The organism is Marmoricola sp. URHA0025 HA25, from assembly GCF_054059435.1.
Window position 1 is genome coordinate 270,647 of record NZ_JBSSCD010000001.1, and the last position, 20,515, is coordinate 291,161.

Here is a 20,515-nt window from a genome sequence, read left to right on the forward strand (position 1 = left end):
CCTTCCAACGAGTATCCCTCGCTGGGGTCACGCCGGGCCAACCACTGAATCTCCCTGTGAGACCCGCCGACGGGGTGCCGCGTCGATGAGACGTACCGGAGCGAAGATTATGGCGCGAATTCTGCGAGATGTGTTACCGGAACTGTGTATCGGAATCTCAGACCCGCCCCCGAGCAGGGCCGAGACGCCGAATTGGTGGCCCTTCCGCGGTCGGGGAGAATGCCCGGGTGCCCCATCCCCAGTCCGACGCGTGGTTCGCCCGCGCCCGTGCCGTCACCCCCGGCGGCGTGAACTCGCCGGTGCGCGCCTTCGCCGCGGTCGGCGGGACGCCGCGGTTCATGGCGTCGGGCGCCGGCGCCTGGCTGCGCGACGTCGACGGCAACGAGTACGTCGACCTGGTGTGCTCCTGGGGGCCGATGCTGCTCGGGCACGCGCACCCCGAGGTGCTGTCGGCCGTGGGCGAGGCGATCGCCCGGGGTACGTCGTACGGGACGCCGACGGCCACCGAGGTCGAGCTCGCCGAGGAGATCGTCGCGCGGACGCCGGTCGAGCGGGTCCGGCTGGTGAGCTCGGGCACCGAGGCGACGATGTCGGCGATCCGGCTGGCTCGCGGCTTCACCGGCCGCGACGTGGTGGTCAAGTTCGCCGGGTGCTACCACGGCCACGTCGACTCGTTGCTCGCCAGCGCGGGGTCGGGACTGGCCACCTTCGCGGTCAGCACGACGCCGGGGGTGACCCAGGCGTCCGCGGCGGAGACGATCGTGCTGCCCTACAACGACCGGGCTGCCGTCGACGCGGCGTTCGCCGAGCACGGTGACCGGATCGCGTGCCTGATCACCGAGGCCTCGCCCGGCAACATGGGCGTGGTGCCGCCCGCTGCTGGCTTCAACGCCTTCCTTGCCGAGACCTGCCGGCGCCACGGTGCCCTGTTCGTCAGCGACGAGGTGATGACCGGCTTCCGGGTGTCCCGCAGCGGCCAGTGGGGCCTCGACGGGGCGGTCGAGGGCTGGACCCCTGACCTGATGACCTTCGGCAAGGTGATGGGGGGCGGCTTCCCGGCTGCGGCCTTCGGCGGCCGGGCCGACGTGATGGCGATGCTCTCTCCGGAGGGCCCGGTCTACCAGGCCGGCACGCTGTCGGGGAACCCGATCGCCACCGCGGCCGGCGTGACCACGCTGCGGCTGGCGACCGACGAGGTCTATGCCCGCGTCGACGAGGTCGCCGGCACGATCGCGAGCGCGGCGACGAAGGCGCTCTCCGAGGCCGGCGTGCCGCACCTGGTGCAGGCGAACGGGAACATGTTCAGTGTCTTCTTCACCGAGGCGGCCTCGGTGCCGGACTACGCCACGGCGGCCGGCCAGGACACCGGCGCCTTCAAGGCGTTCTTCCACGCGATGCTCGACCAGGGGGTCTACCTCCCGCCGAGCGCGTTCGAGGCCTGGTTCTGCTCCTCGGCGCACGACGACCGGGCCGTGCAGCACGTCCTCGACGCACTCCCGGCGGCGGCTCGAGCAGCGGGAGCGGCGTCGTGACCGTCGTCCACCTGCTCCGCCACGGCGAGGTCTACAACCCCCAGGGCATCCTGTACGGCCGTGCGCCCGGCTTCGGGCTCTCCGACCGCGGTCACGCGATGGCCGAGCGCGTCGCCGCGACCATCGGGGACCGCGACATCACCCACATCGTCTCCTCGCCGCTGGAGCGTGCGCAGCAGACGGCGGCGCCGCTCGCGAAGGTGCGCGGCGTCGTGCCCGTCATCGACGAGCGGGTCATCGAGTCGACCAACATCTTCGAGGGCAAGCCGTTCACGGTCGGCAGGAGCCTGCTGCGCAAGCCGTCGATCTGGCCACACCTCGTGAACCCGTTCCGGCCCTCGTGGGGCGAGCCGTACCGCCAGGTGGCGGACCGGATGTGGTCGGCCGTCGAGGACGCCCGTGAGGCCGCGGAAGGCCACGAGGCCCTGATCGTCTCCCACCAGCTGCCGATCTGGATCTGCAGGCTCCGCGCCGAGGGTCGTCGCTACTTCCACGACCCGCGCAAGCGCCAGTGCACGCTGTGCAGCGTCACGTCGCTGGAGTTCGACGGCGATCGGCTCACCACGATCGGCTATTCCGAGCCGGCCGGCGACATGATCCCGCTGGCGCAGCGCAAGGCCGCGTTCTCCGCGGGCACCGGCTTCGAGGAGCCGAACGACCTCGCCACCCAGCCCGGCTCCGACCCGGATCTCGCCGACCCGGACGCCGACCGCTGAGATGAGCCGCCGGCTGCTGGTCCCTGCCCTGCTCGCGGCAGTGGTCGCGTCCGTGAGCGGCTGCAGCAACGTCGGCGGCACGGGGGACAAGGGCTACATCGACGGCGAGGGGGTGATCACCGTGCTCCCGGTCGCGAAGCGCAAGACCCCCGGTGAGGTCAGCGGCGAGACCTTGGACGGCCAGCAGCTCTCGCTCTCGTCGTACGCCGGCAAGGTGGTCGTCGTCAACGTCTGGGGCGCCTGGTGCCCGCCCTGCCGCGCCGAGGCCGACGACCTGGCAGCCGCCGCGAAGGAGCTCGCGCCCAAGGGCGTCGTGTTCCTCGGGATCAACAGCCGCGACTCGAGCAAGGAGAACGCGCGCGCCTTCGAGCGCACCTACGACGTGCCCTACCCGTCGATCTACGACCCGAGCGGCAGGAACCTGCTCGCCTTCCACGGCACGCTGAGCCCGAACGCCATCCCGAGCACCGTGGTCATCGACCAGGACGGCCGGGTCGCCGCGAGCGTCCTGGGCGAGGTCACCAGCAAGACGACGCTGGTCGACCTCGTCGACGAGGTGTCGAAGTGACCGGCCTGGTCGTCGTGCAGGACCTCGGGTCGTGGTTCCACGACACCGCGCTCGACGGATCACTGCTGCTCGCGGTGCCGGTCGCGATGGTCGCCGGGCTGGTGTCCTTCTTCAGCCCGTGCGTCGTGCCGCTTCTGCCGGGCTACCTCTCCTACACGACCGGCCTCTCCGGGGCCGACCTCAGCACGGCTCGCCGCGGACGGATGCTGGCGGGCTCGCTCCTCTTCGTCCTGGGGTTCTCGTTCGTCTTCGTCTCGTTCGGCGCCCTCTTCGGGGCGGTGGGCGAGTGGCTGTTCACCTACCAGGACCAGATCACGATCGCGCTGGGCGTCTTCACGATCCTCGTGGGCATCGCGTTCCTCGGCGCGCTGCCGTGGCTGCAGCGTGACTGGCGAGTGCACAAGGTGCCCTCCGTCGGCCTCGCCGCGGCGCCCCTGCTGGGCGTGCTGTTCGGCCTGGGCTGGACGCCGTGCATCGGGCCGACGCTCAGCGCGATCACCGCGCTCTCGGTCAACGAGGCCAGTGCCGAGCGCGGTGCTCTCCTCAGCTTCGTCTACTGCCTCGGGCTCGGCGTGCCCTTCGTGGTCGCCGCCCTCGCCTACCGCCGCATGCTCGGCACGATCGGCTGGGTACGCCGCCACCAGCAGTGGGTCACTCGCGTGGGCGGCCTGATGCTGATCGCGGTCGGCGTCCTGCTGGTCACCGGGTGGTGGGACGTCCTCGTCGGCGAGCTGCGGAACTGGTTCTTCCCCGGCTACACGGCGGGCGTCTGATGGTCTCGACAGGCTCGACCACCGGGGAGGGCTCGACCACCGGGGAGGGCGCGACCACCGGGGAGGGCTCGACCACCGGGGAGGCGGCCGAGCGGCTGACCAGCGCACCGGAGGCTCCGGGCGCGCCGCCGCTCGCGCCGGTGGAGTTCCTGCGCTGGGCGTGGCGGCAGCTCACCTCGATGCGGACCGCGCTGATCCTGCTCTTCCTGCTGGCCCTCGCGGCGGTGCCCGGCTCGGTCGTGCCGCAGCAGGCGGTCGACTCGGTGACGGCTGCGCAGTGGCGCCAGAAGCACGGCACGCTCGCACCGATCTACGACCGGCTGGGACTGTTCTCGGTCTACAACTCGGTGTGGTTCTCGGCGATCTACCTGCTGCTGATGGTCTCGCTGGTGGGCTGCATCCTGCCGCGCACCCGCGTCTACTGGAAGGCGTTCCGCGCCCGGCCGCCGGCCGCGCCGCGCAACCTCGCGCGGCTGCCCGAGCACCGCACGTTCGAGACCGGCGAGGCGCCCGAGGTCGTACTCGAGCGGGCGCGCACCGCACTGCGCGGCTACCGCACGGAGGTTTCGACGGACTCACTCGGGGCGTCCGTCTCGGCGGAGCGCGGCAAGGTCCGCGAAGCCGGCAACCTGCTCTTCCACCTCGCGATCCTCGTCGTGCTGGTCGGGTTCGCGGGCGGCTCCCTGTTCGGCTTCAAGGGTGGCGTGATCGTGGTGACCGGCAACGGCTTCGCCAACTCCCTGAGCCAGTACGACGACTTCCGGCCCGGCGGCCTGTTCCGGCCCGCCGACCTGGCCCCGTTCGACTTCACGGTCACCGACTTCGACGTCACGTTCATCACCGAGGGCCGCGAGGCCGGGATGGCGCACAAGTTCTCCGCGGGCCTGGACTACCGGACGAGCCCCACCGCAGCGGTCCGGCACACCCGGATCTCGGTGAACCACCCGTTGTCGATCGACGGGACGAAGGTCTACCTCATCAGCCACGGCTACGCCCCGCACGTCACTGTGCGCGACGGCACCGGCAAGGTCGCCTACTCCGGTCCAGTCGTCTTCCTGCCCGAGGACAGCACCTTCAAGTCCTTCGGCGTGGTGAAGGTGCCCGACGCCCGCGGGCCGAACGGGCCGACGCAGCTGGGCTTCGAGGGCGAGCTCTACCCGACGTACGCGTTCACCGACGCCACCGGCCCCTTCTCGGCGTTCCCCGACGCGAAGAACCCCGCGCTGTCGATGCTCGCCTACCAGGGCGACCTCGGTCTGGACAGCGGTGTGCCGCAGTCGGTGTACGCCCTGGACAAGAAGGGCCTCACCCCGCTCGAGAAGGCCGACGGCAAGCCGCTGCGCGTCGACCTGATGCTCAACCAGACGGTGGCCCTCCCGGACGGGCTCGGCTCGATCACCTTCGACGGGATGAGCCGGTTCGTGAAGCTGCAGGTGAGCCACAGCCCGGGCGACTCGATCGCGCTCGCCGGCGTCGTGCTCGCCCTCGTGGGCCTGCTCGGCTCGCTGTTCATCCGGCCGCGCCGGCTCTGGGTGAAGGTACGCCGTGACGAGAGTGCGGGCGGGCGTACCCTCGTCGAGGTCGCCGGCCTCGACCGCTCGGCCGGCGGCGACCTCGCCGGCGAGATCGACGAGATCACCGCGAGGCTGAAGACTGTGCCCGACAAGGAGGGGCTGTGAGCCACGACCAGTTCGAGCTGCTGAGCAACCAGGCGGTGGCCGTCTGCGCGGTCGCCTACTTCCTCGCGCTGCTCGCCCACCTCGTCGAGTGGTCGGCGGCCCGCTCCGTTCCCACCACCTCCGACAACCGCCGAGGCGGCGCACATGAAAGCGCGGAACACGTCGAGGCGGCGCAGATGAACGCCGGCGGCGTCGACGTCCTCGAGCACACCGACGTCGACCCCGAGCGGGTCGAGCGCTGGGCGCGCTACGGCGTCGTGCTCACCGTGGTCGCGGCGGGGGTGCAGCTGGTCGCGGTGGTCTCGCGCGGCCTGGCCGCCGACCCGGTGCGGGTGCCGTGGGGCAACATGTACGAGTTCACGCTCACCGCGACGCTGGTGGTCACCCTCGGCTACCTGCTGCTGTACCGCAGGTTCGCGCTGGCCTGGCTTTCGCCGGTGGTGACGGGGTTCGTGCTGGTCACGCTGATGATCGACGTGCTCCTGCTCTACACGCCCGTCGTCCCGCTGCGCGACGCCCTGCAGTCACCGTGGCTGGTGATCCACGTGATCGCCGCGATCATCGCGACGGGCGCGTTCACCCTCGGCGGGATGTGCTCCGCGCTCTACCTGGTCAAGGAGCGGTGGCCGAACACCCGCGAGGGCGGCTACCTCTCGCGGATCCCCGACCTCGCCGGCCTCGACCGGATGGCCTACCGCACCCAAGCGTTCGCGTTCCCGGTGTGGACCTTCGCCGCGCTGATCGCCGGGCCCATCTGGGCCCAGCACGCGTGGGGTCGCTACTGGGGCTGGGACCCGAAGGAGGTGTGGGCCTTCATCACCTGGGTCGTGTACGCCGCGTACCTGCACGCCCGCGCCACGGCCGGCTGGAAGGGCCGGGCCGCGGCCATCGTCGCGCTGATCGGCCTGGCGACCCTCTGGTTCAACTTCGTGGGCATCAACTTCTTCTTCGGCAGCGGGAGCATGCACTCCTACGCCTGATCTGAGACGCGCCAGCGGATCAGATCGTCGGTGACCGAGCGTGTCGAGATGTGGTGAGCCGCGCGCTCAGCTGTTGGCCGTGGTCGCCAGCGCGTCCTCGATGTCGCCGGCGATCTTCTCCGGCTCGGTCGTCGGCGCGTAGCGCTTGACCACCTGGCCGTCACGACCCACCAGGAACTTGGTGAAGTTCCACTTGATCGCGTCGCCGAGCATGCCGCCCTTCTCGGTGCGCAGCCAGCGGTAGAGCGGGTGGGTGTTGTCGCCGTTGACCTCGATCTTGTCGAACATCGGGAAGCTCACCCCGTAGTTCTTCTGGCAGAAGGCGCCGATCTCGTCGGCCGTGCCCGGCTCCTGCCCGGCGAACTGGTTGCAGGGGAAGCCGAGGACGACCAGGCCCTCGTCGACGTACTTCTCGTAGAGCGACTCCAGCCCCTCGAACTGCGGGGTCAGGCCGCACTGGGAGGCGGTGTTGACCACGAGGACCACCTTGCCGCGGTAGTCGGCGAGGTCCTGCTCACGGCCGTCGAGGGTGGTGGCACTGAAGTCGCTCAGGGTCGGCATGGGGCTCCTCGTGTCGCGGTCGGGCGCGCTGATCGGCCCGAGTGTCGGTCTGGGGTCAACCGGGAGGCTGGTCGCCTTGTTCCCGCCGTCGCCGGCGCTCGAGGTCGCGCAGGAACGCCTCGTCGTCGTCGGGTCCGACCGGGCCACGGGGCGCGCGCGGAGGCGGCTTGGGTGCGCGCGGCTTGTCACCGCGGCCGGGCCCGCTGCCCCCGGGCCCGCTGCCCCCTGACCCGCCGAACCGGTCGCGCCGGTCGATGGCCCAGAAGACGGCGTACAGGACTGCCGCGAGGAGCAGCAGCCACACGACGACCCGGATCACCCCTCCAGACTATCCTTGCGGCCGTGAAGCACTTCGTGGTCTACACCGTCCTGCGGTTCGCGCTGTTCATCGCGGTGGCCGCGGTGCTGAGCACGATCACGGTCCTGCTGTTCGGCCAGAGCCCGGGCGTCTGGCTCGCCAGCCTGATCGTCGCGGCGGTGATCTCCTCGGTGCTGTCGCTGAGGCTCCTGGCCGGTCCCCGTGAGCGCTTCGCGGAGAGTGTCGAGGCGCGGGCGATCCGGGCGCGTGCCAAGCTCGAGGAGATCCGCTCCCGCGAGGACGTCGACTAGCAGGCAGGTCTAGGGTCGGGACATGGGAGCTGGGAAGCCAGCGGACCGGCTCGTCGAGACCCCTCTCCTGCGCCGGATCCGCGAGTCCGTGATCGGTGACGACCAGGTGATGGTCGGGCCGTTCGGGCCGCGCCGCGTGACGTACGCCGACTACACCGCCTCGGGTCGTGCGGTCGGCTTCCTCGAGGACTTCGTCCGCACCCAGGTGCTGCCGCGCTACGCCAACACCCACACCGAGTCGAGCGGCACCGGCCTGCAGACCACCCGCCTGCGCGAGGACGCGCGCCGGATCATCCACGAGGCGGTCGGGGGGGACCCGGACGTGGCGGTGATCTTCGCCGGCTCGGGCAGCACCGGCGCGATCGACAAGCTGGTCGGCATCCTCGGCCTGCGGATCCCGTCGGCGCTCGAGGACCGGCACGGACTGTCGGCGCACATCCCGGCCGACCAGCGCCCGGTGGTCTTCATCGGTCCGTTCGAGCACCACTCCAACGAGCTGCCCTGGCGCGAGTCCATCGCCGACGTGGTCGTGTGCCCGCAGGACGCCGACGGTCACGTCGATCTCGCCTTCCTCGACGCCGAGCTGCAGCGGTACGCCGTCCGGCCGCTGCTGATCGGCTCGTTCTCGGCCGCCTCCAACGTGACCGGCATCCTCAGTGACGTCTCCGGCATCTCGGCGCTGCTCCACCGGCACGGGGCGCTCGCCTTCTGGGACTTCGCCGCCGCCGCGCCCTACGTGGAGCTGTCGACCGACGGCATCGACGCCATGTTCCTCAGTCCCCACAAGCTGATCGGCGGTCCGTCGACGCCCGGCGTCCTCGTCGTACGCCGCTCGCTGCTGACCAACCGGGTGCCCGACGTGCCGGCCGGCGGCACCGTCGCGTACGTGAACCCTCTCGAGCACCGCTACCTCGACGACCCCGTGCAGCGGGAGGAGGGCGGCACCCCGGCGATCGTCGAGGCGATCCGGGCGGGCCTGGTCTTCCAGCTCAAGGACGCCGTCGGCATCGACGTGATCCGTGCGCACGAGGAGCACTACCTGCACCGCGCGGTCGCGGCCTGGCAGGAGGAGCCGACCATCGAGATCCTCGGCAACCTCGCCGCCGAGCGGCTCTCGATCGTGTCTTTCGTGGTGCGCGCGCCGCAGCAGCTCACCGGCGGCCGCCACCTGCACCACAACTTCGTGGTGACGCTGCTCAACGACCTCTTCGGGATCCAGGCTCGTGGCGGCTGTTCCTGCGCCGGCCCGTACGGGCACCGGCTGCTCGGCATCGACCTCGACCGCAGCCACGAGTACGAGCACGAGATCGCGTCGGGCTGCGAGGGCATCAAGCCGGGCTGGGTCCGCGTGAACTTCAACTACTTCATCAGCGACACGACTTTCGAGTACGTCGTCGACGCGGTCCGGCTGGTCGCGCGGCACGGCTGGCGGCTGCTCGGCGACTACCGCTTCGACGTCGCGCGCGGGCTGTGGCACCACCGCGACGGGCTAGTCGAGCCGCCGCTGCGGCTGACGCAGATCTCCTACTCGGCCGACGGCGACATGGTCCACCCGCACCACGACGACCGGGCGCCGGAGTCGGCGCTGTCGGACTACCTCAAGCAGGGCGAGGAGATCATGCTCGCCGCCACCCCGGCCGCCGACGAGCCCCCGGCCGGCGTCTCGGCCGACTTCGAGCAGCTCCGCTGGTTCGAGCTCCCGGCCCGCTGCGTCGACTGATCGTCGAGTTGGGCGAGCCTGACCACTGAATGGGGAAATTCTTCCCCAACTCAACGGTCAGGGACCCCCAACTCAACGAGCTGCGAGGAGGCCGGCGAAGATCCCGGCGGCGTAGACGAGCTCGCCGAGTCCGGTGAGCTGGAGGACCGGGATCAGGTCGCGGCCGGCGGCCTTGCGGATCACCAGGAGCTCGGCGCGAAGGAGGGGCAAGAAGCCGAGGAAGCCGAGCGCCGCCCACCACGACGTGGCTGCGCACAGTCCCGCGAGCGCCGCGAAGGCAAGCGTGTTCAGGGTACTGTAGAGCCTGCGGGTGCCGCGGTCGCCCAGCCGGACGGCGAGGGTGTGCTTGCCCGACTCTCTGTCGGTGGGGATGTCGCGGAGGTTGTTGGCCACCAGGATCGCGCAGGCCAGGGCGCCGACACCCACCGCCGGCGCCCAGGCGCTGCCGGGCAGGTCCTTCACCTGGACGTAGACGGTGCCGAGGACCGCGACCAGGCCGAAGAACACGAAAACCATCACCTCGCCGAGCCCGAGGTAGCCGTAGGGCTTCTTCCCGCCGGTGTAGTACCAGGCGGCCAGGATGGAGACCGCGCCGACCGCGACCAGCCACCACGCGGTGGTCGCGGCGAGCACGAGCCCGACCACGGCGGCGAGCCCGAAGGCGACGAAGGCGGCGGTCTTCACCGCGCCGGGCGTCGCGACCCGCGAGCCCACCAGCCGCAGCGGCCCGACGCGGGCGTCGTCGGTGCCGCGGATGCCGTCGGAGTAGTCGTTGGCGTAGTTGACCCCGACCTGCAGCAGCAGCGAGACCACGAGTGCCAGTGCGGCCTTCCACCAGACCTGGTGGTGGGTCCACGCCGCGACGCCGGTGCCTGCGAGCACCGGCGCGACCGCCGCCGGCAACGTCCTCGGTCGCGCGCCCTCGATCCACTGTGCCGCCGTCGCCATGGCCGGGATTCTGTCAGGCACTAGCCTCGGGACGGTGACCAGCCTGTGGCCGGTGTCCGGCGACGCCGAGGGCATCCTCGCCCTGCTCCGCGACTGGGACGCCGCGGACAGCCCGCGCCCCCTGGTCATCGAGACCTCGGGTTCGACCGGCCGTCCGAAGCGGGTGCTCCTCTCGCGCGACGCGATGCGTGCCTCGGCCCTGGCCACCCAGGAGCGACTCGGCGGGCCGGGCCAGTGGGTGCTCAACCTGCCCCCGACGTACGTCGCCGGCGTCCAGGTGCTCTACCGGTCGGTGGTGGCCGGAACCGAGCCCGTCGTGTTCGGAGCCGCGGACGACTACTTCTCCGTGCGCGAGCGGATCAGTGCCGGGCGAGCCTACGTCTCGCTGGTCCCGACCCAGGCCGTCCGCATCCTCCGTGACTGGTCCGACGGCTCCGACTTCCCCGCGCTCGCCCGCTTCGATCGCGTGCTCGTCGGTGGGGGACCCCTGGACGGGAGTGTCCGCCGCGAGCTGGAGGACGGCGGAGTCCGGGTCATCCAGACGTACGGCATGTCCGAGACCTGCGGCGGGTGTGTCTACGACGGGGTGCCGTTCGACGGCGTGGAGGTGCGGATCGACGACCACGGCCACGTGCTGCTGCGCGGGCCTGTCCTGTTCGACGGCTACGAAGGCGAGCCCGAGCGCACGGCCGCCGCATTCCGCGACGGCTGGCTGCTGACGAACGACCTCGGGCACTGGGCCCGGGACGGGCGGCTGCGGATCGATGGCCGGCTCGACGACGTGATCATCAGTGGCGGCGTGAAGGTGCCGGCCCAGGCGGTCGCGGCGATGGTGGCGCGGCTTCCGGCCGTGCGCGCCGTCGAGGTCGTCGGTGTTCCCGACCCGGAGTGGGGTGAGCGCGTCGTCGCGGTTGCGGCCGCACGTGACCCGATCAGCCTGAGCGGCGTGCGCGACGAGGTCGAGCCGCGGGAGTGGGCGCCACGCCAGCTCGTGCTCGTCGAGGAGCTGCCGCTGCTCGCCAACGGCAAGCCTGACCGCGAGGCGATGAAGAGGCTGGCCCTCGGTGCCTGAGCCGCACGTGTACTCGATCCCGCTGACCACACGGTTCCGCGGCATCGACGTCCGCGAGGGGGTCCTGCTGCGCGGCGACGCCGGGTGGGGGGAGTTGAGCCCCTTCCTCGAGTACGACGCCGCCACGGCACGACCCTGGCTGGCGGCCGCCCGCGAGGCCGCGGAGGACGGCTGGCCGGAGCCGTTGCGCGACGAGATCCCGGTCAACGTCACCGTGCCTGCCTGCGACCCCGCACGCGCCCGGGAGATCGTGCTCGCGTCGCGCGGCTGCCGGACCGCCAAGGTGAAGGTCTGCGAGCCCGGTCAGCGGCTGGCCGACGACCAGGCCCGCCTCGAAGCGGTCCGTGACGTCCTCGGTCCCGACGGCCTGGTCCGGATCGATGCCAACGGCGGGTGGTCGGTCGACGACGCAGTCGCCGCCATCCCGGTACTAGACCGGTCCGCCGGCGGCCTGGAGTACGTCGAGCAGCCGGTCGCCACGGTCGAGGACCTCGCCGCGGTCCGGCGCAGGGTCTCCGTCCCGATCGCGGCCGACGAGTCGATCCGCGGCGCCGAGGACCCCTACCGGGTGCGTGACCTCGACGCGGCCGACATCGCGGTGCTCAAGGTGCAGCCGCTCGGCGGCGTCCGCGCCTGCTTGCGGATCGCCGAGGACATCGGCCTGCCGGTGGTGGTCAGCAGCGCACTCGAGACCAGCATCGGCATCGCCGCCGGCGTCGCGCTCGCCGCGGCGCTGCCGGAGCTCCGGCACGCGTGCGGGCTCGCGACGGTGCAGCTGCTCGCCGGTGACGTCGTCGCGGAGTCGATGCTGCCGGTCGACGGCGCGCTCACCGTCCGGCGGCCGGACGTGGTGCCCGACCTCCTCGACCGGTGGGCGGCCGCTCCCGACCGGGTCGCCCACTGGGCGCAGCGGCTCGCCGGTCTCTAGCGCGCGGCCTCGAGCAGCTCAGCCCTGCTCGTCGTACAGCGGGCGGAGCTCGGTCCAGCGTGTCTTCCAGTCGGCCGTCGGACGCCCGGCGAGGTGCGCCCCCAGGTCCTCGACGTGCGCCTGCCATCCCGCGCCGTGCGCGGGCAGCACGCCGAGCGGGAGGCCGCGCTCCTCGAGGACGAGTCGGGTGCGCTCTCCGGCCGGGGTCAGGATTGCCTCGACCTCGGTCTCGTCCTCCGAGCCCGGCTCGAGCCTGACCAGCAGCCGACGGGGGCGGCTCGCAGACCTCCACGCGACCCGGCCCGGTCCACGAGCTGGTGAAGCGCGCCTGGAATTCGCCACCGAGGCTGAGGTCGCCGGTGAACTCTCCCAGCCAGCGCGCCAGCCGCGCGGGGTCCACGAGTGCCGACCAGAGGTCATCGGGGCCGGTGTCGTAGACGTCCTCCATCCGCACCGCACCGACACGGTCGTCGAGGGCGCGCAGGGTGCCGAGTCGTCGGGTGGCCTCGGGCGTGCTGTCGGTCGTGCTGCTCATCGGTTGCTCCTTCGTGGGTCGGTCTTCTGCTGATCGGTCTTCGGACGGCGTCGCCCGCGGGCGACCTCCGTGTGCAGTGCGTCCATCCGCTGCTCCCACAGCGCCCGGTAGTCCCCCAGCCAGGCGTCGAGCTCGGCGATCGGCTCGGACCTGAGCCGGTAGATCCGCCACTGCGCCTCCCGCTCGACCTCCACGAGGCCCGCCTCGCGGAGGACTCGGAGGTGGCGGGACACGCCGGGACGGGAGATCGGCAGCTGCTCGGCGAGCTCGCTGACGGTGGCGGGGTGGTCACGGAGCACCGCGAGCATCGTGCGCCGGCTCTCGTCGGCCAGTGCGTGCAGGACGGCATCCATGAAGGCATGTAACCACATAGTTACGTAACTGACAAGGTACATACGTCCGACGGAGCGTGCGCCGTAGGTGCGTAGTGCAGGATCAGTCCTCGTGACCTCTGCCGAGCTGGCCGGTGCCGTCGTCGAGTCGCTCCTGCGCGCCGGCGTACGGCACGTGGTGCTCGCGCCGGGCTCCCGCAACGCACCGCTCTCCTTCGCCCTGTACGACGCCGCGCAGGCCGGCGCACTCTCGCTGCACACCCGGATCGACGAGCGCACCGCTGCGTTCCTGGCCCTCGGCATCGCCCGGTCGTCGCACCGACCGGCCGCTGTCGTCACCACGTCGGGCACCGCTGCGGCGAACCTGCACCCCGCCGTCCTGGAAGCGGCCCACAGCGGGCTGCCGCTCGTGGTGGTGACCGCCGACCGGCCCGCGCGGCTGCGCGGCACGATCGCGAACCAGACGACCGACCAGGTGCGCCTGTTCGGCGAGGCGGCGGAGTGCCACGACATCAAGACGGTGGCCGGCATCCCGGTCGACGCCGAGCCGCTCGACGGACCCGTTCACTGGAACGTCCAGCTCGACGAGCCGCTGGTGCCCACCTCTCGCAGCGCAATCACCGCACCTGACGACGCGGTCAGTCACCACGGCAGCTCGAGCCACCTCGGCACCTTGGCGCCGGGCCCGCGCACGGTGGTCGTCGCCGGCGACGACAGCGGTCCGCGCATCCGGATCCTCGCGGAGCGCGCACGCTGGCCGCTGCTCGCCGAGCCGACCAGCGGCTCGCGGAACGGGGACAGCGTGATCCGCTGCTACCGCCTCCTGCTCGGGACCCCCCTGGCCGACCGGATCGAGCGAGTGGTCGTCGCCGGGCACCCGACCCTGTCCCGGCCGGTCCAGCGGCTCCTCGCCCGCGACGACGTCGAGGTGGTCTCGGTGCGTGCGCGTGGGCGCTGGGCCGAGCGACCCCACCGCGTGCGGCACGAGTACGACGAGGTCGAGGTCGACGGTCCGGACGACCCGGCCTGGCTCGACGCCTGGCTCGACGCCGACCTGGATGTCTCCGAGCGGCTCGACGCGCTCGTGGCTGCCGAGCCCGAGCTCACCCCGTACGACGTCGCGGCTGCCGTCAACGCCGCGGTCCCCGCGGGCGGCCTGCTGCACGTCGGCGCGAGCAACCCGATCCGCGACCTCGACCTGATGGCGAAGCCCTATCCGGTGGGCGAGCGCCGGCTGCTGATCGCGAACCGCGGACTCGCCGGCATCGACGGCACCCTGTCGTCGGCGATCGGGGCGGCTCTCGGCCGGCCGCACACCAGCAGGGCACTCGCCTACGTCGGCGACGTGACGTTCCTCCACGACCTGACCGGCCTGGTGATCGGTCCCGACGAGGCCCGGCCGGACCTCACCGTCGTGGTGGCCAACGACAACGGCGGCTCGATCTTCGCGACCCTCGAGCAGGGCGCCGCCGAGCACGCGCCGGCGTTCGACAAGCTCTTCGGCACGCCGCACGACGTCGATCTCGCGACCGTGTGCACCGGACTTCGGGTGCCGCACTGGCGGGTGCACGACCGGGCCGAGCTCGAGCACGCGCTGGCGAACCCGAACGGCGGCATCGAGGTCGTCGAGGCCGTCGTACGCCGTGACAACCGTCGTGCCCTCGACGAGCGGATCCGGGCGCTCGCAGCCGGGAGCATCTAGCCTCGGGGCATGACCGAGCCCGACCAGCAGCTCCTCCCGCCGCTGCCAGACCAGGACTTCCGCAAGGTGCTGTGCGTCGTCGCGCACCCCGACGACGTCGAGTACGGCACGTCCTCGGCCGTCGCGAAGTGGACCGCCCAGGGCGTCGAGGTCGCCTACCTGCTGCTCACTCGCGGCGAGGCCGGGATGCCGAACCCGCCGGAGGAGACCGCCCGGATCCGGCGCGGCGAGCAGGAGCTCGCCTGCGACGCGGTCGGGGTGACGACGCTCGAGATCCTGGAGCACCCCGACGGCGTCCTCGAGCCGTCGCTGGACCTGCGCCGCGACATCGCCCGGGCGATCCGGACCCACAAGCCCGACGTCGTGGTCACCGGCTCCTGGGAGGTCGAGTTCGTGGCGGGGCTGAACCAGGCCGACCACCGTGCGGCCGGCCTGGCGTGCCTCGACGCGATCCGCGACGCCGACAACCCCTGGGTGTTCCCGGAGCTGGTCGACCAGGAGGGCCTGAAGCCCTGGCGGGTGCGCTGGTTACTCGTCTCGGGCCACAACCAGCCGACGCACGGCGTCGACGTCTCCGGTGAGCCGCTGGCCCGAGGCGTGGCGTCGCTCGAGGCGCACGGTGAGTACCTGCGCGCGATCGAGGGCCACCCGGAGCCGGCGATGATCATCCCGATGGTCGCCTCGATGGGTGGCAAGGCGCTAGGTGTCGAGCACGCGGTGCTGTTCCGCGCCTGGGACTTCGCCGCGCCGCCGCGGATCCTGTCGCAGGACTGACGCAACCGGTTTGCAGCGCCCGACATAATCCGGGGGTGGACCTGGTCACGACGCTCGTCGCCCTGGTCGCGACGGTGCTCGCGACCACGGCCGTGTGCAACAGGCTCGACCTGTCGCCGCCGCTGGTGCTGATCGTCGTCGGCATCGCCGGCTCGTACGTGCCCTTCATCCCCGACGTCCAGCTGCACCCGGAAGTGGTGCTGATCGGACTCCTGCCGCCGCTCCTGTACGCCGCCTCGCTGCAGACGTCGCTGGTCGACTTCAACGCCAACCGGCGGCCGATCCTGCTGCTGTCCGTGGGCCTGGTCGCGTTCACGACCGTCGGAGTCGCGCTGCTGGTGCACGCGCTGATCCCCGACCTCGGCTGGGCGCCGTCCTTCGCGATCGGGGCGGTCGTCGCGCCGCCGGACGCGATCGCGGCGAGCGCGATCGGACGCCGGATCGGGCTGCCCCGCCGCATCGTGACGATCCTGGAGGGCGAATCGTTGCTCAACGACGCGACGGCGCTCGTCGCGCTGCGCACGGCGATCGGCTCGATCGTCGCGTGGGACCTCATGGTCCGCGACTTCGCGGTCGCGGCCGGCGGCGGCGTCCTGGTCGGGCTCGCGTTCTTCCTGGCGATCGGGCTGGTCCGCAAGCACGTCACCGATCCGGTGCTCGACAGCGGGCTCTCGTTCGTCACCCCGTTCGCCGCCTACATCGCCGCGGAGCAGATCAACGCGTCCGGCGTGATCAGCGTGGTGGTGGCGGGCCTGTTCCTGGGCCACCAGGCGCCGGTCATCCAGGTGGCCCAGTCGCGGATCGCCGAGCGGATGAACTGGCGGTCGATCGGGTTCCTGCTCGAGGGCGGGGTGTTCCTGCTGATCGGCCTGCAGGCGCGGACGATCATCCGCGACGTCCGCCACGACGAGCTCGGCGGCTGGCGGATCGTGCTGATCTGCGCGCTCACCCTCCTCGCGGTGGTGGTGCTCCGGATGATGTGGGTCTTCTTCGCCCGCTACGCACTGGTGCACCCCGGCCCGGACGAGACCGGGCGGGTGCCGCCGTGGACCTACACGTTCCTGCTGGGCTGGGCCGGCATGCGCGGCGTGGTCACGCTGGCTGCCGCCTTCGTGATCCCCCGCGACTGGGCACACCGCGAGGTGCTGCTGCTGATCGCGTTCACGGTCACGGCGGGCACCCTGCTCCTCCAGGGGACGTCGCTGCCCTGGATGGCACGGAGGCTCCGGGTGCCCTCACCGGACGCGGGTGCAGACGCGCTCGCCCGCGCGAACCTCCTCCACCAGGCCTCGCAGGCGGGACTGGTCGAGCTGGACAAGCTCGAGGAGGAGGACCCGCACGGCGTCAGCGAGACGATCCGCGAGCGGGTGCGACGCCGCGACTACGCCGCCTGGGAGCAGGTGAACGCGAGCTCGGCCGAGACGCCGAGCGAGATCTACGCGCGCCGCCGCAAGCTGATGATCGACGCCGAGCGTCGCCGGGTGCTGGAGATCCGGTCGACAGGGACCGTGCCGCACGAGGTGGTCACCGAGGTGCTGGCGATGCTCGACGTCGAGGAGTCGATGCTGGACTACAGCGCGGGCGAGCGTGAGCGGGTCCGCGCTAGCGTCGGGTCCATGTCCCCGACCGGCGGTTGTGAGCACCTCCGCGACGCGCGCGTCGACGTCCAGCCGAACACCCCGGGTGTCTGCGAGGAGTGTGTCCGCGACGGCACCCAGTGGGTGCACCTGCGGCTGTGCCTCGTCTGCGGACACGTCGGCTGCTGCGACTCCTCGCCGCAGCGGCATGCGACCGCGCACCACCACGCCAGCGCGCACCCGGTGATCCGCTCCGCGGAGCCCGGCGAGAGCTGGCGCTGGTGCTACCTGGACGAGCTCACTGCCTGAGCGGTCCCGACAGGCTCAACCACTGGCGTACGAGTAGTCGTCCAGGGGGAACTCCTCGGCCGCGCGCCGTGCGTTCGCAGAGGAAGTCGGCCGCAGCAGGACGGCGTCGCCCTCGTTGGTGAAGTAGTAGCTGCGGGCGGTGGCGCACGAGCCCTGGACGAACACGGTGTCGTCCATCCGCTCGAGCATCCGTCCGAGGAACTCCTGGTCGGCGCGCTCGGAGATCTCGAAGCCGGCGGCACCACGTCGGCGTACCTCACCGAGGAGCCGCTCGAGGTGGCGCATCTGCGCCTCGATGGTCGTGAAGTAGCTGAGCCCCGAGTAGGAGTACGGCGAGTTCAGCGAGACGAAGTTCGGGAACCCGCTCACCGTGACGCCCTCGTAGGCGTGATAGCCCTGCTCCCGCCACTGCTTGCCGAGGTTGCGGCCGTCGCGGCCGATCACCTCGATCGCCGGGAAGTTGGTGTCCCACAGGTTGAAGCCGGTCGCCAGCACCAGGACGTCGACGTCGGTCTCCCGGCCGTCGGCGGTGACCACGCCAGGTCTCGGTGATCCGGCTGATCGGCTCGGTCTCCAGGGTGACGTGGGGCCGCGTGAAGGTCGGGTAGTAGTCGTTGGAGAAGGTCGGCCTCTTACAGCCGAAGCTGTAGTCGGGCGTCAGCTTGCGGCGCAGTCCGGGGTCCTTGACCTGCCGGCGCAGGTGCGCCTTCGCGATGGCCGCGGCGCCGAGGTTGAACAGCCTGGCCTGCTTGTAGTGCAGGACGCCGGTCACCATGATGCCCTCGAGCCAGGTGCTGTTGACCCTGCGAGCCAGCCGCTGGGTCCACGGCTGGGCGGCGAACAGCTGCTGCAACGGGCGCGGGATCTCGAAGTCGGTCTTGGGCGTCACCCAGATCGGGGTTCGCTGGTAGACGGTGAGCTCCGAAGCGCGCTTGGCGATCTTCGGGATCAGCTGGACGGCCGTGGCCCCCGTGCCGATCACCGCCACCCTCTTGCCGTCGAGGTCGGCGGACTCGTCCCACTTCGCGGTGTGGATGACGGTCCCGGCGAAGTCGCGGACGCCGTCGATGTCGGGCAGCCTGGGCTGGGAGAGGAAGCCGGTCGCCGTCATCAGGTACGTCGCCGTGCGCGTGGTCGTGCTCCCGCCGGACGCCGGGGCCGTCGTGACCACCCAGTGCTGCTCGTCCTCGTCCCAGCGAGCGCCTTCGACCCGGACGCCGAGCTCCATGTGCCGGCGGAGGTCGTACTTGTCGGCGACGTGCTCGGCGTACGCCTTCAGCTCCGGGCCGCGCGCGAACCAGTGCTTCCAGCGCGGGTTGGGCTCGAACGAGTAGGAGTAGGTGACGCTCGCGATGTCGACGGCGAGGCCGGGGTAGTGGTTCACGTGCCAGGTCCCGCCGAGGTCGTCCTCGCGGTCCAGGATCACGAAGTCGTCGTGGCCGAGGCGCTTCAGGCTGATCGCCGCCCCCATCCCGCCGAAGCCGGCGCCCACGACGATCACGTCGTGGTCGGTCGCTGGTGAGCTCATGCCGTACCCCTTCTTGAACGATGTTCAATAGTGGCCACCCTAGTCTTGGCCGATGCGGTTCTTCAAGCACGGTCATGCCTGCGTGAGACTCGAGACCGAGGGCCGGCGCATCGTGATCGACCCCGGGACGTTCACCTCGGCCGACGCCCTGGACGGGGCCACCGCGGTGCTGGTCACCCACGAGCACGCCGACCACTGGACCCCCGACCAGCTCCGCGCGACCGACGCGCCGGTCTTCACGATCGCGGCGGTCGCTGCGCAGATCCGCGAGCAGGCGCCCGACGTCGCCGAGCGCGTGACCGTGGTCGTTCCGGGCCAGTCGCTGGACGTGGGGGTCCCGGTCGAGGTGGTGGGCGAGAAGCACGCGGTGATCCATCCGGAGCTGCCGCACTTCGACAACAGCGGCTACCTGCTCACCGTCGAGGGCGTCACGATCTTCCATCCCGGTGACTCGCTGACCGTCCCGCCGAGAGCGCCGGACCTGCTGCTCCTGCCCGTGAGCGCGCCCTGGCTGAAGGTGTCCGAGGCGATCGACTACGGACGTGAGGTGGGCGCCCCCCGGTCGCTGGCGATCCACGACGCGATCTACAGCGCGGCCGGCCTGGGCGTGGTGGACGGCCACCTGGGCAGGTTCCTCGGAGCGCGCGGACTCGAGTATGTGCGCCTTCAGCCCGGCGAGGAGCTCCTCCCCGCCGGTTGATAACTAGATAAAGTCGAGTAACCTACTCGACTATGACTCTCGAACTCCACAAGATCACCTCGACGATCGGTGCCCGCGTCGCGGGCATCGACCCGGCCGACAACCTCTCCGACGAAACGATCGGCGAGCTCCGGCTGGCCCTCGCAGAGCACAAGGCGCTCGTCTTCGACAGCCCGGGACTCGACGCGGCGGGACAGGAGCGGTTCGCAGCCCGGTTCGGCCCGTTGACCATCGCCCACCCGACCGTCCCCGGCAAGGAGTCGCCGCGGGTCCTCGACGTCGACGGTGAGGTCAACAAGGCCAACCAGTGGCACACCGACGTCACGTTCGTGGTCGCGCCGCCCGCGATCACCACGCTGCGCAGCGTCGTGATCCCGGCGTACGGCGGCGAGACGCTCGTCGCGGACAGCGCGGCGGCCTACCGCAGCCTCCCCGAGTCGCTGCGCGCGTTCGCGGACACCCTCTGGGCCGTGCACACGAACGTCTACGACTACGCCGAGCCCCGTCCCGAACGCACGGCCGCGCAGGCGGCGTACCGGGAGACCTTCGAGTCGACCCACTACGAGAGCCTGCACCCGGTGGTCCGGGTGCACCCGGAGACCGGCGAGCGGGGCCTGTTCGTCGGCGGCTTCGTCAGGGGGATCGACGGCCTCTCGACGACCGAGTCCCGCGACGTCCTCCGGCTGCTCCAGGCACACGTGACCCGGCCCGAGCACGTGCTGCGCTGGACGTGGTCGCCGGGTCAGCTGCTCGTCTTCGACAACCGGATCACGCAGCACTACGCGATCGACAACTACGACGACCAGCCGCGCCGGCTGAGCCGGGTCACCGTCGCCGGCGACGTGCCGGTCTCCGTGTCGGGCCGGCGGAGCGAGGTGCTCGTCGGGGACGCGTCGCACTACTCGGCCATCCCGGGCGCTGCTGCCTGACGGCCGCCCGGACGCAGGTGGCGGGGTCACACCCGAGAGGCGT

General features: G+C 71.4%; 22 protein-coding genes and 1 pseudogene. 15 read left to right on the forward strand and 8 right to left on the reverse strand.

Going from position 1 to position 20,515, the window contains the following annotated elements; genetic code table 11:
* Positions 1-227 precede the first annotated feature (227 nt).
* Genes hemL through ccsB form a run of 6 tightly spaced genes read left to right on the forward strand, consistent with a single transcriptional unit; the run spans position 228 to position 6,248 of the window.
* Positions 228-1,532: a glutamate-1-semialdehyde 2,1-aminomutase gene (hemL, locus tag ACVW00_RS01205; protein WP_457109079.1), complete on the forward strand. Its 1,305-nt coding sequence runs from the start codon at positions 228-230 to the stop codon at positions 1,530-1,532.
* Positions 1,529-2,248: a histidine phosphatase family protein gene (locus ACVW00_RS01210; RefSeq protein WP_457109080.1), complete on the forward strand. Its 720-nt coding sequence runs from the start codon at positions 1,529-1,531 to the stop codon at positions 2,246-2,248. Before hemL ends, ACVW00_RS01210 begins: the two co-directional genes overlap by 4 nt.
* Position 2,249: 1 nt before the next feature.
* Positions 2,250-2,816 carry a TlpA disulfide reductase family protein gene (locus ACVW00_RS01215; RefSeq protein WP_457109081.1) on the forward strand — a complete coding sequence of 189 codons (567 nt, stop codon included), beginning with the start codon at positions 2,250-2,252 and terminating at the stop codon, positions 2,814-2,816.
* Complete coding sequence (locus ACVW00_RS01220; protein WP_457109082.1) at positions 2,813-3,589, forward strand: cytochrome c biogenesis CcdA family protein; 777 nt, start codon at positions 2,813-2,815, stop codon at positions 3,587-3,589. Before ACVW00_RS01215 ends, ACVW00_RS01220 begins: the two co-directional genes overlap by 4 nt.
* Positions 3,589-5,268 (forward strand): cytochrome c biogenesis protein ResB, encoded by a 1,680-nt coding sequence (resB, locus tag ACVW00_RS01225; protein WP_457109083.1) that lies wholly within the window; start codon positions 3,589-3,591, stop codon positions 5,266-5,268. The genes ACVW00_RS01220 and resB overlap by 1 nt, the downstream gene beginning before the upstream one ends.
* Positions 5,265-6,248 carry a c-type cytochrome biogenesis protein CcsB gene (gene ccsB / locus ACVW00_RS01230; RefSeq protein ID WP_457109084.1) on the forward strand — a complete coding sequence of 328 codons (984 nt, stop codon included), beginning with the start codon at positions 5,265-5,267 and terminating at the stop codon, positions 6,246-6,248. Before resB ends, ccsB begins: the two co-directional genes overlap by 4 nt.
* Before the next feature lie 66 nt (positions 6,249-6,314).
* Here the strand turns inward: ccsB and ACVW00_RS01235 are convergent, their stop codons facing one another.
* Positions 6,315-6,809, reverse strand: a complete 495-nt coding sequence (locus ACVW00_RS01235; protein WP_457109085.1) for a glutathione peroxidase — start codon at positions 6,807-6,809, stop codon at positions 6,315-6,317.
* Positions 6,810-6,864: 55 nt separating this feature from the next.
* Complete coding sequence (locus ACVW00_RS01240) at positions 6,865-7,128, reverse strand: hypothetical protein (protein WP_457109086.1); 264 nt, start codon at positions 7,126-7,128, stop codon at positions 6,865-6,867.
* A gap of 23 nt (positions 7,129-7,151) precedes the next feature.
* On the opposite strand from ACVW00_RS01240, the gene ACVW00_RS01245 reads away from it, so the two are divergent.
* Together ACVW00_RS01245 and ACVW00_RS01250 are read left to right on the forward strand one after the other, a co-directional pair.
* Positions 7,152-7,418: a DUF4229 domain-containing protein gene (locus tag ACVW00_RS01245; protein ID WP_457109087.1), complete on the forward strand. Its 267-nt coding sequence runs from the start codon at positions 7,152-7,154 to the stop codon at positions 7,416-7,418.
* Positions 7,419-7,440: 22 nt separating this feature from the next.
* Complete coding sequence (locus tag ACVW00_RS01250; protein WP_457109088.1) at positions 7,441-9,138, forward strand: aminotransferase class V-fold PLP-dependent enzyme; 1,698 nt, start codon at positions 7,441-7,443, stop codon at positions 9,136-9,138.
* Between the two features lie 72 nt (positions 9,139-9,210).
* Here the strand turns inward: ACVW00_RS01250 and ACVW00_RS01255 are convergent, their stop codons facing one another.
* Positions 9,211-10,086, reverse strand: coding sequence for a 1,4-dihydroxy-2-naphthoate polyprenyltransferase (locus tag ACVW00_RS01255; protein WP_457109089.1), 876 nt, complete (start codon positions 10,084-10,086; stop codon positions 9,211-9,213).
* Positions 10,087-10,120: 34 nt separating this feature from the next.
* On the opposite strand from ACVW00_RS01255, the gene ACVW00_RS01260 reads away from it, so the two are divergent.
* Complete coding sequence (locus ACVW00_RS01260) at positions 10,121-11,158, forward strand: AMP-binding protein (protein ID WP_457109090.1); 1,038 nt, start codon at positions 10,121-10,123, stop codon at positions 11,156-11,158.
* Complete coding sequence (locus ACVW00_RS01265; RefSeq protein WP_457109091.1) at positions 11,151-12,086, forward strand: o-succinylbenzoate synthase; 936 nt, start codon at positions 11,151-11,153, stop codon at positions 12,084-12,086. Before ACVW00_RS01260 ends, ACVW00_RS01265 begins: the two co-directional genes overlap by 8 nt.
* 18 nt (positions 12,087-12,104) lie before the next feature.
* Here the strand turns inward: ACVW00_RS01265 and ACVW00_RS01270 are convergent, their stop codons facing one another.
* The 3 genes and pseudogenes from ACVW00_RS01270 to ACVW00_RS01280 form a co-directional block, all read right to left on the reverse strand.
* Complete coding sequence (locus ACVW00_RS01270) at positions 12,105-12,506, reverse strand: SRPBCC domain-containing protein (RefSeq protein ID WP_457109092.1); 402 nt, start codon at positions 12,504-12,506, stop codon at positions 12,105-12,107.
* Positions 12,418-12,621: pseudogene (locus ACVW00_RS01275) on the reverse strand (hypothetical protein); the annotation flags it as partial. The pseudogene ACVW00_RS01275 and the gene ACVW00_RS01270, both read right to left, overlap by 89 nt.
* On the reverse strand, positions 12,618-12,974 hold the full coding sequence (locus ACVW00_RS01280) for an ArsR/SmtB family transcription factor (protein ID WP_457109093.1): 357 nt from the start codon (positions 12,972-12,974) through the stop codon (positions 12,618-12,620). The pseudogene ACVW00_RS01275 and the gene ACVW00_RS01280, both read right to left, overlap by 4 nt.
* A gap of 91 nt (positions 12,975-13,065) precedes the next feature.
* On the opposite strand from ACVW00_RS01280, the gene menD reads away from it, so the two are divergent.
* The 3 genes from menD to ACVW00_RS01295 are packed head-to-tail and all read left to right on the forward strand — an operon-like array spanning position 13,066 to position 17,315.
* Entirely contained in the window at positions 13,066-14,655 is a 1,590-nt protein-coding gene (gene menD / locus ACVW00_RS01285; RefSeq protein WP_457109094.1) for a 2-succinyl-5-enolpyruvyl-6-hydroxy-3-cyclohexene-1-carboxylic-acid synthase, read from the forward strand.
* A 9-nt stretch (positions 14,656-14,664) separates the two neighbouring features.
* Positions 14,665-15,429, forward strand: coding sequence for a PIG-L deacetylase family protein (locus ACVW00_RS01290; protein ID WP_457109095.1), 765 nt, complete (start codon positions 14,665-14,667; stop codon positions 15,427-15,429).
* A 35-nt stretch (positions 15,430-15,464) separates the two neighbouring features.
* The gene (locus tag ACVW00_RS01295) at positions 15,465-17,315 is read left to right on the forward strand and encodes a Na+/H+ antiporter (RefSeq protein WP_457109096.1); all 1,851 of its coding nucleotides are present in this window, start codon (positions 15,465-15,467) and stop codon (positions 17,313-17,315) included.
* 15 nt (positions 17,316-17,330) lie between these two features.
* On the opposite strand, the gene ACVW00_RS01300 is transcribed toward ACVW00_RS01295, so the two are convergent.
* Together ACVW00_RS01300 and ACVW00_RS01305 are read right to left on the reverse strand one after the other, a co-directional pair.
* The gene (locus ACVW00_RS01300) at positions 17,331-17,600 is read right to left on the reverse strand and encodes a hypothetical protein (protein WP_457109097.1); all 270 of its coding nucleotides are present in this window, start codon (positions 17,598-17,600) and stop codon (positions 17,331-17,333) included.
* Positions 17,572-18,843: a flavin-containing monooxygenase gene (locus ACVW00_RS01305; protein WP_457109098.1), complete on the reverse strand. Its 1,272-nt coding sequence runs from the start codon at positions 18,841-18,843 to the stop codon at positions 17,572-17,574. Before ACVW00_RS01305 ends, ACVW00_RS01300 begins: the two co-directional genes overlap by 29 nt.
* A gap of 52 nt (positions 18,844-18,895) precedes the next feature.
* Here ACVW00_RS01305 and ACVW00_RS01310 point away from each other — a divergent pair, with 52 nt between their 5' ends.
* Together ACVW00_RS01310 and ACVW00_RS01315 are read left to right on the forward strand one after the other, a co-directional pair.
* Complete coding sequence (locus tag ACVW00_RS01310) at positions 18,896-19,543, forward strand: MBL fold metallo-hydrolase (protein WP_457109099.1); 648 nt, start codon at positions 18,896-18,898, stop codon at positions 19,541-19,543.
* Positions 19,544-19,575: 32 nt separating this feature from the next.
* Positions 19,576-20,472, forward strand: coding sequence for a TauD/TfdA dioxygenase family protein (locus ACVW00_RS01315; RefSeq protein WP_457109100.1), 897 nt, complete (start codon positions 19,576-19,578; stop codon positions 20,470-20,472).
* The last annotated feature ends 43 nt before the right edge of the window (positions 20,473-20,515 follow it).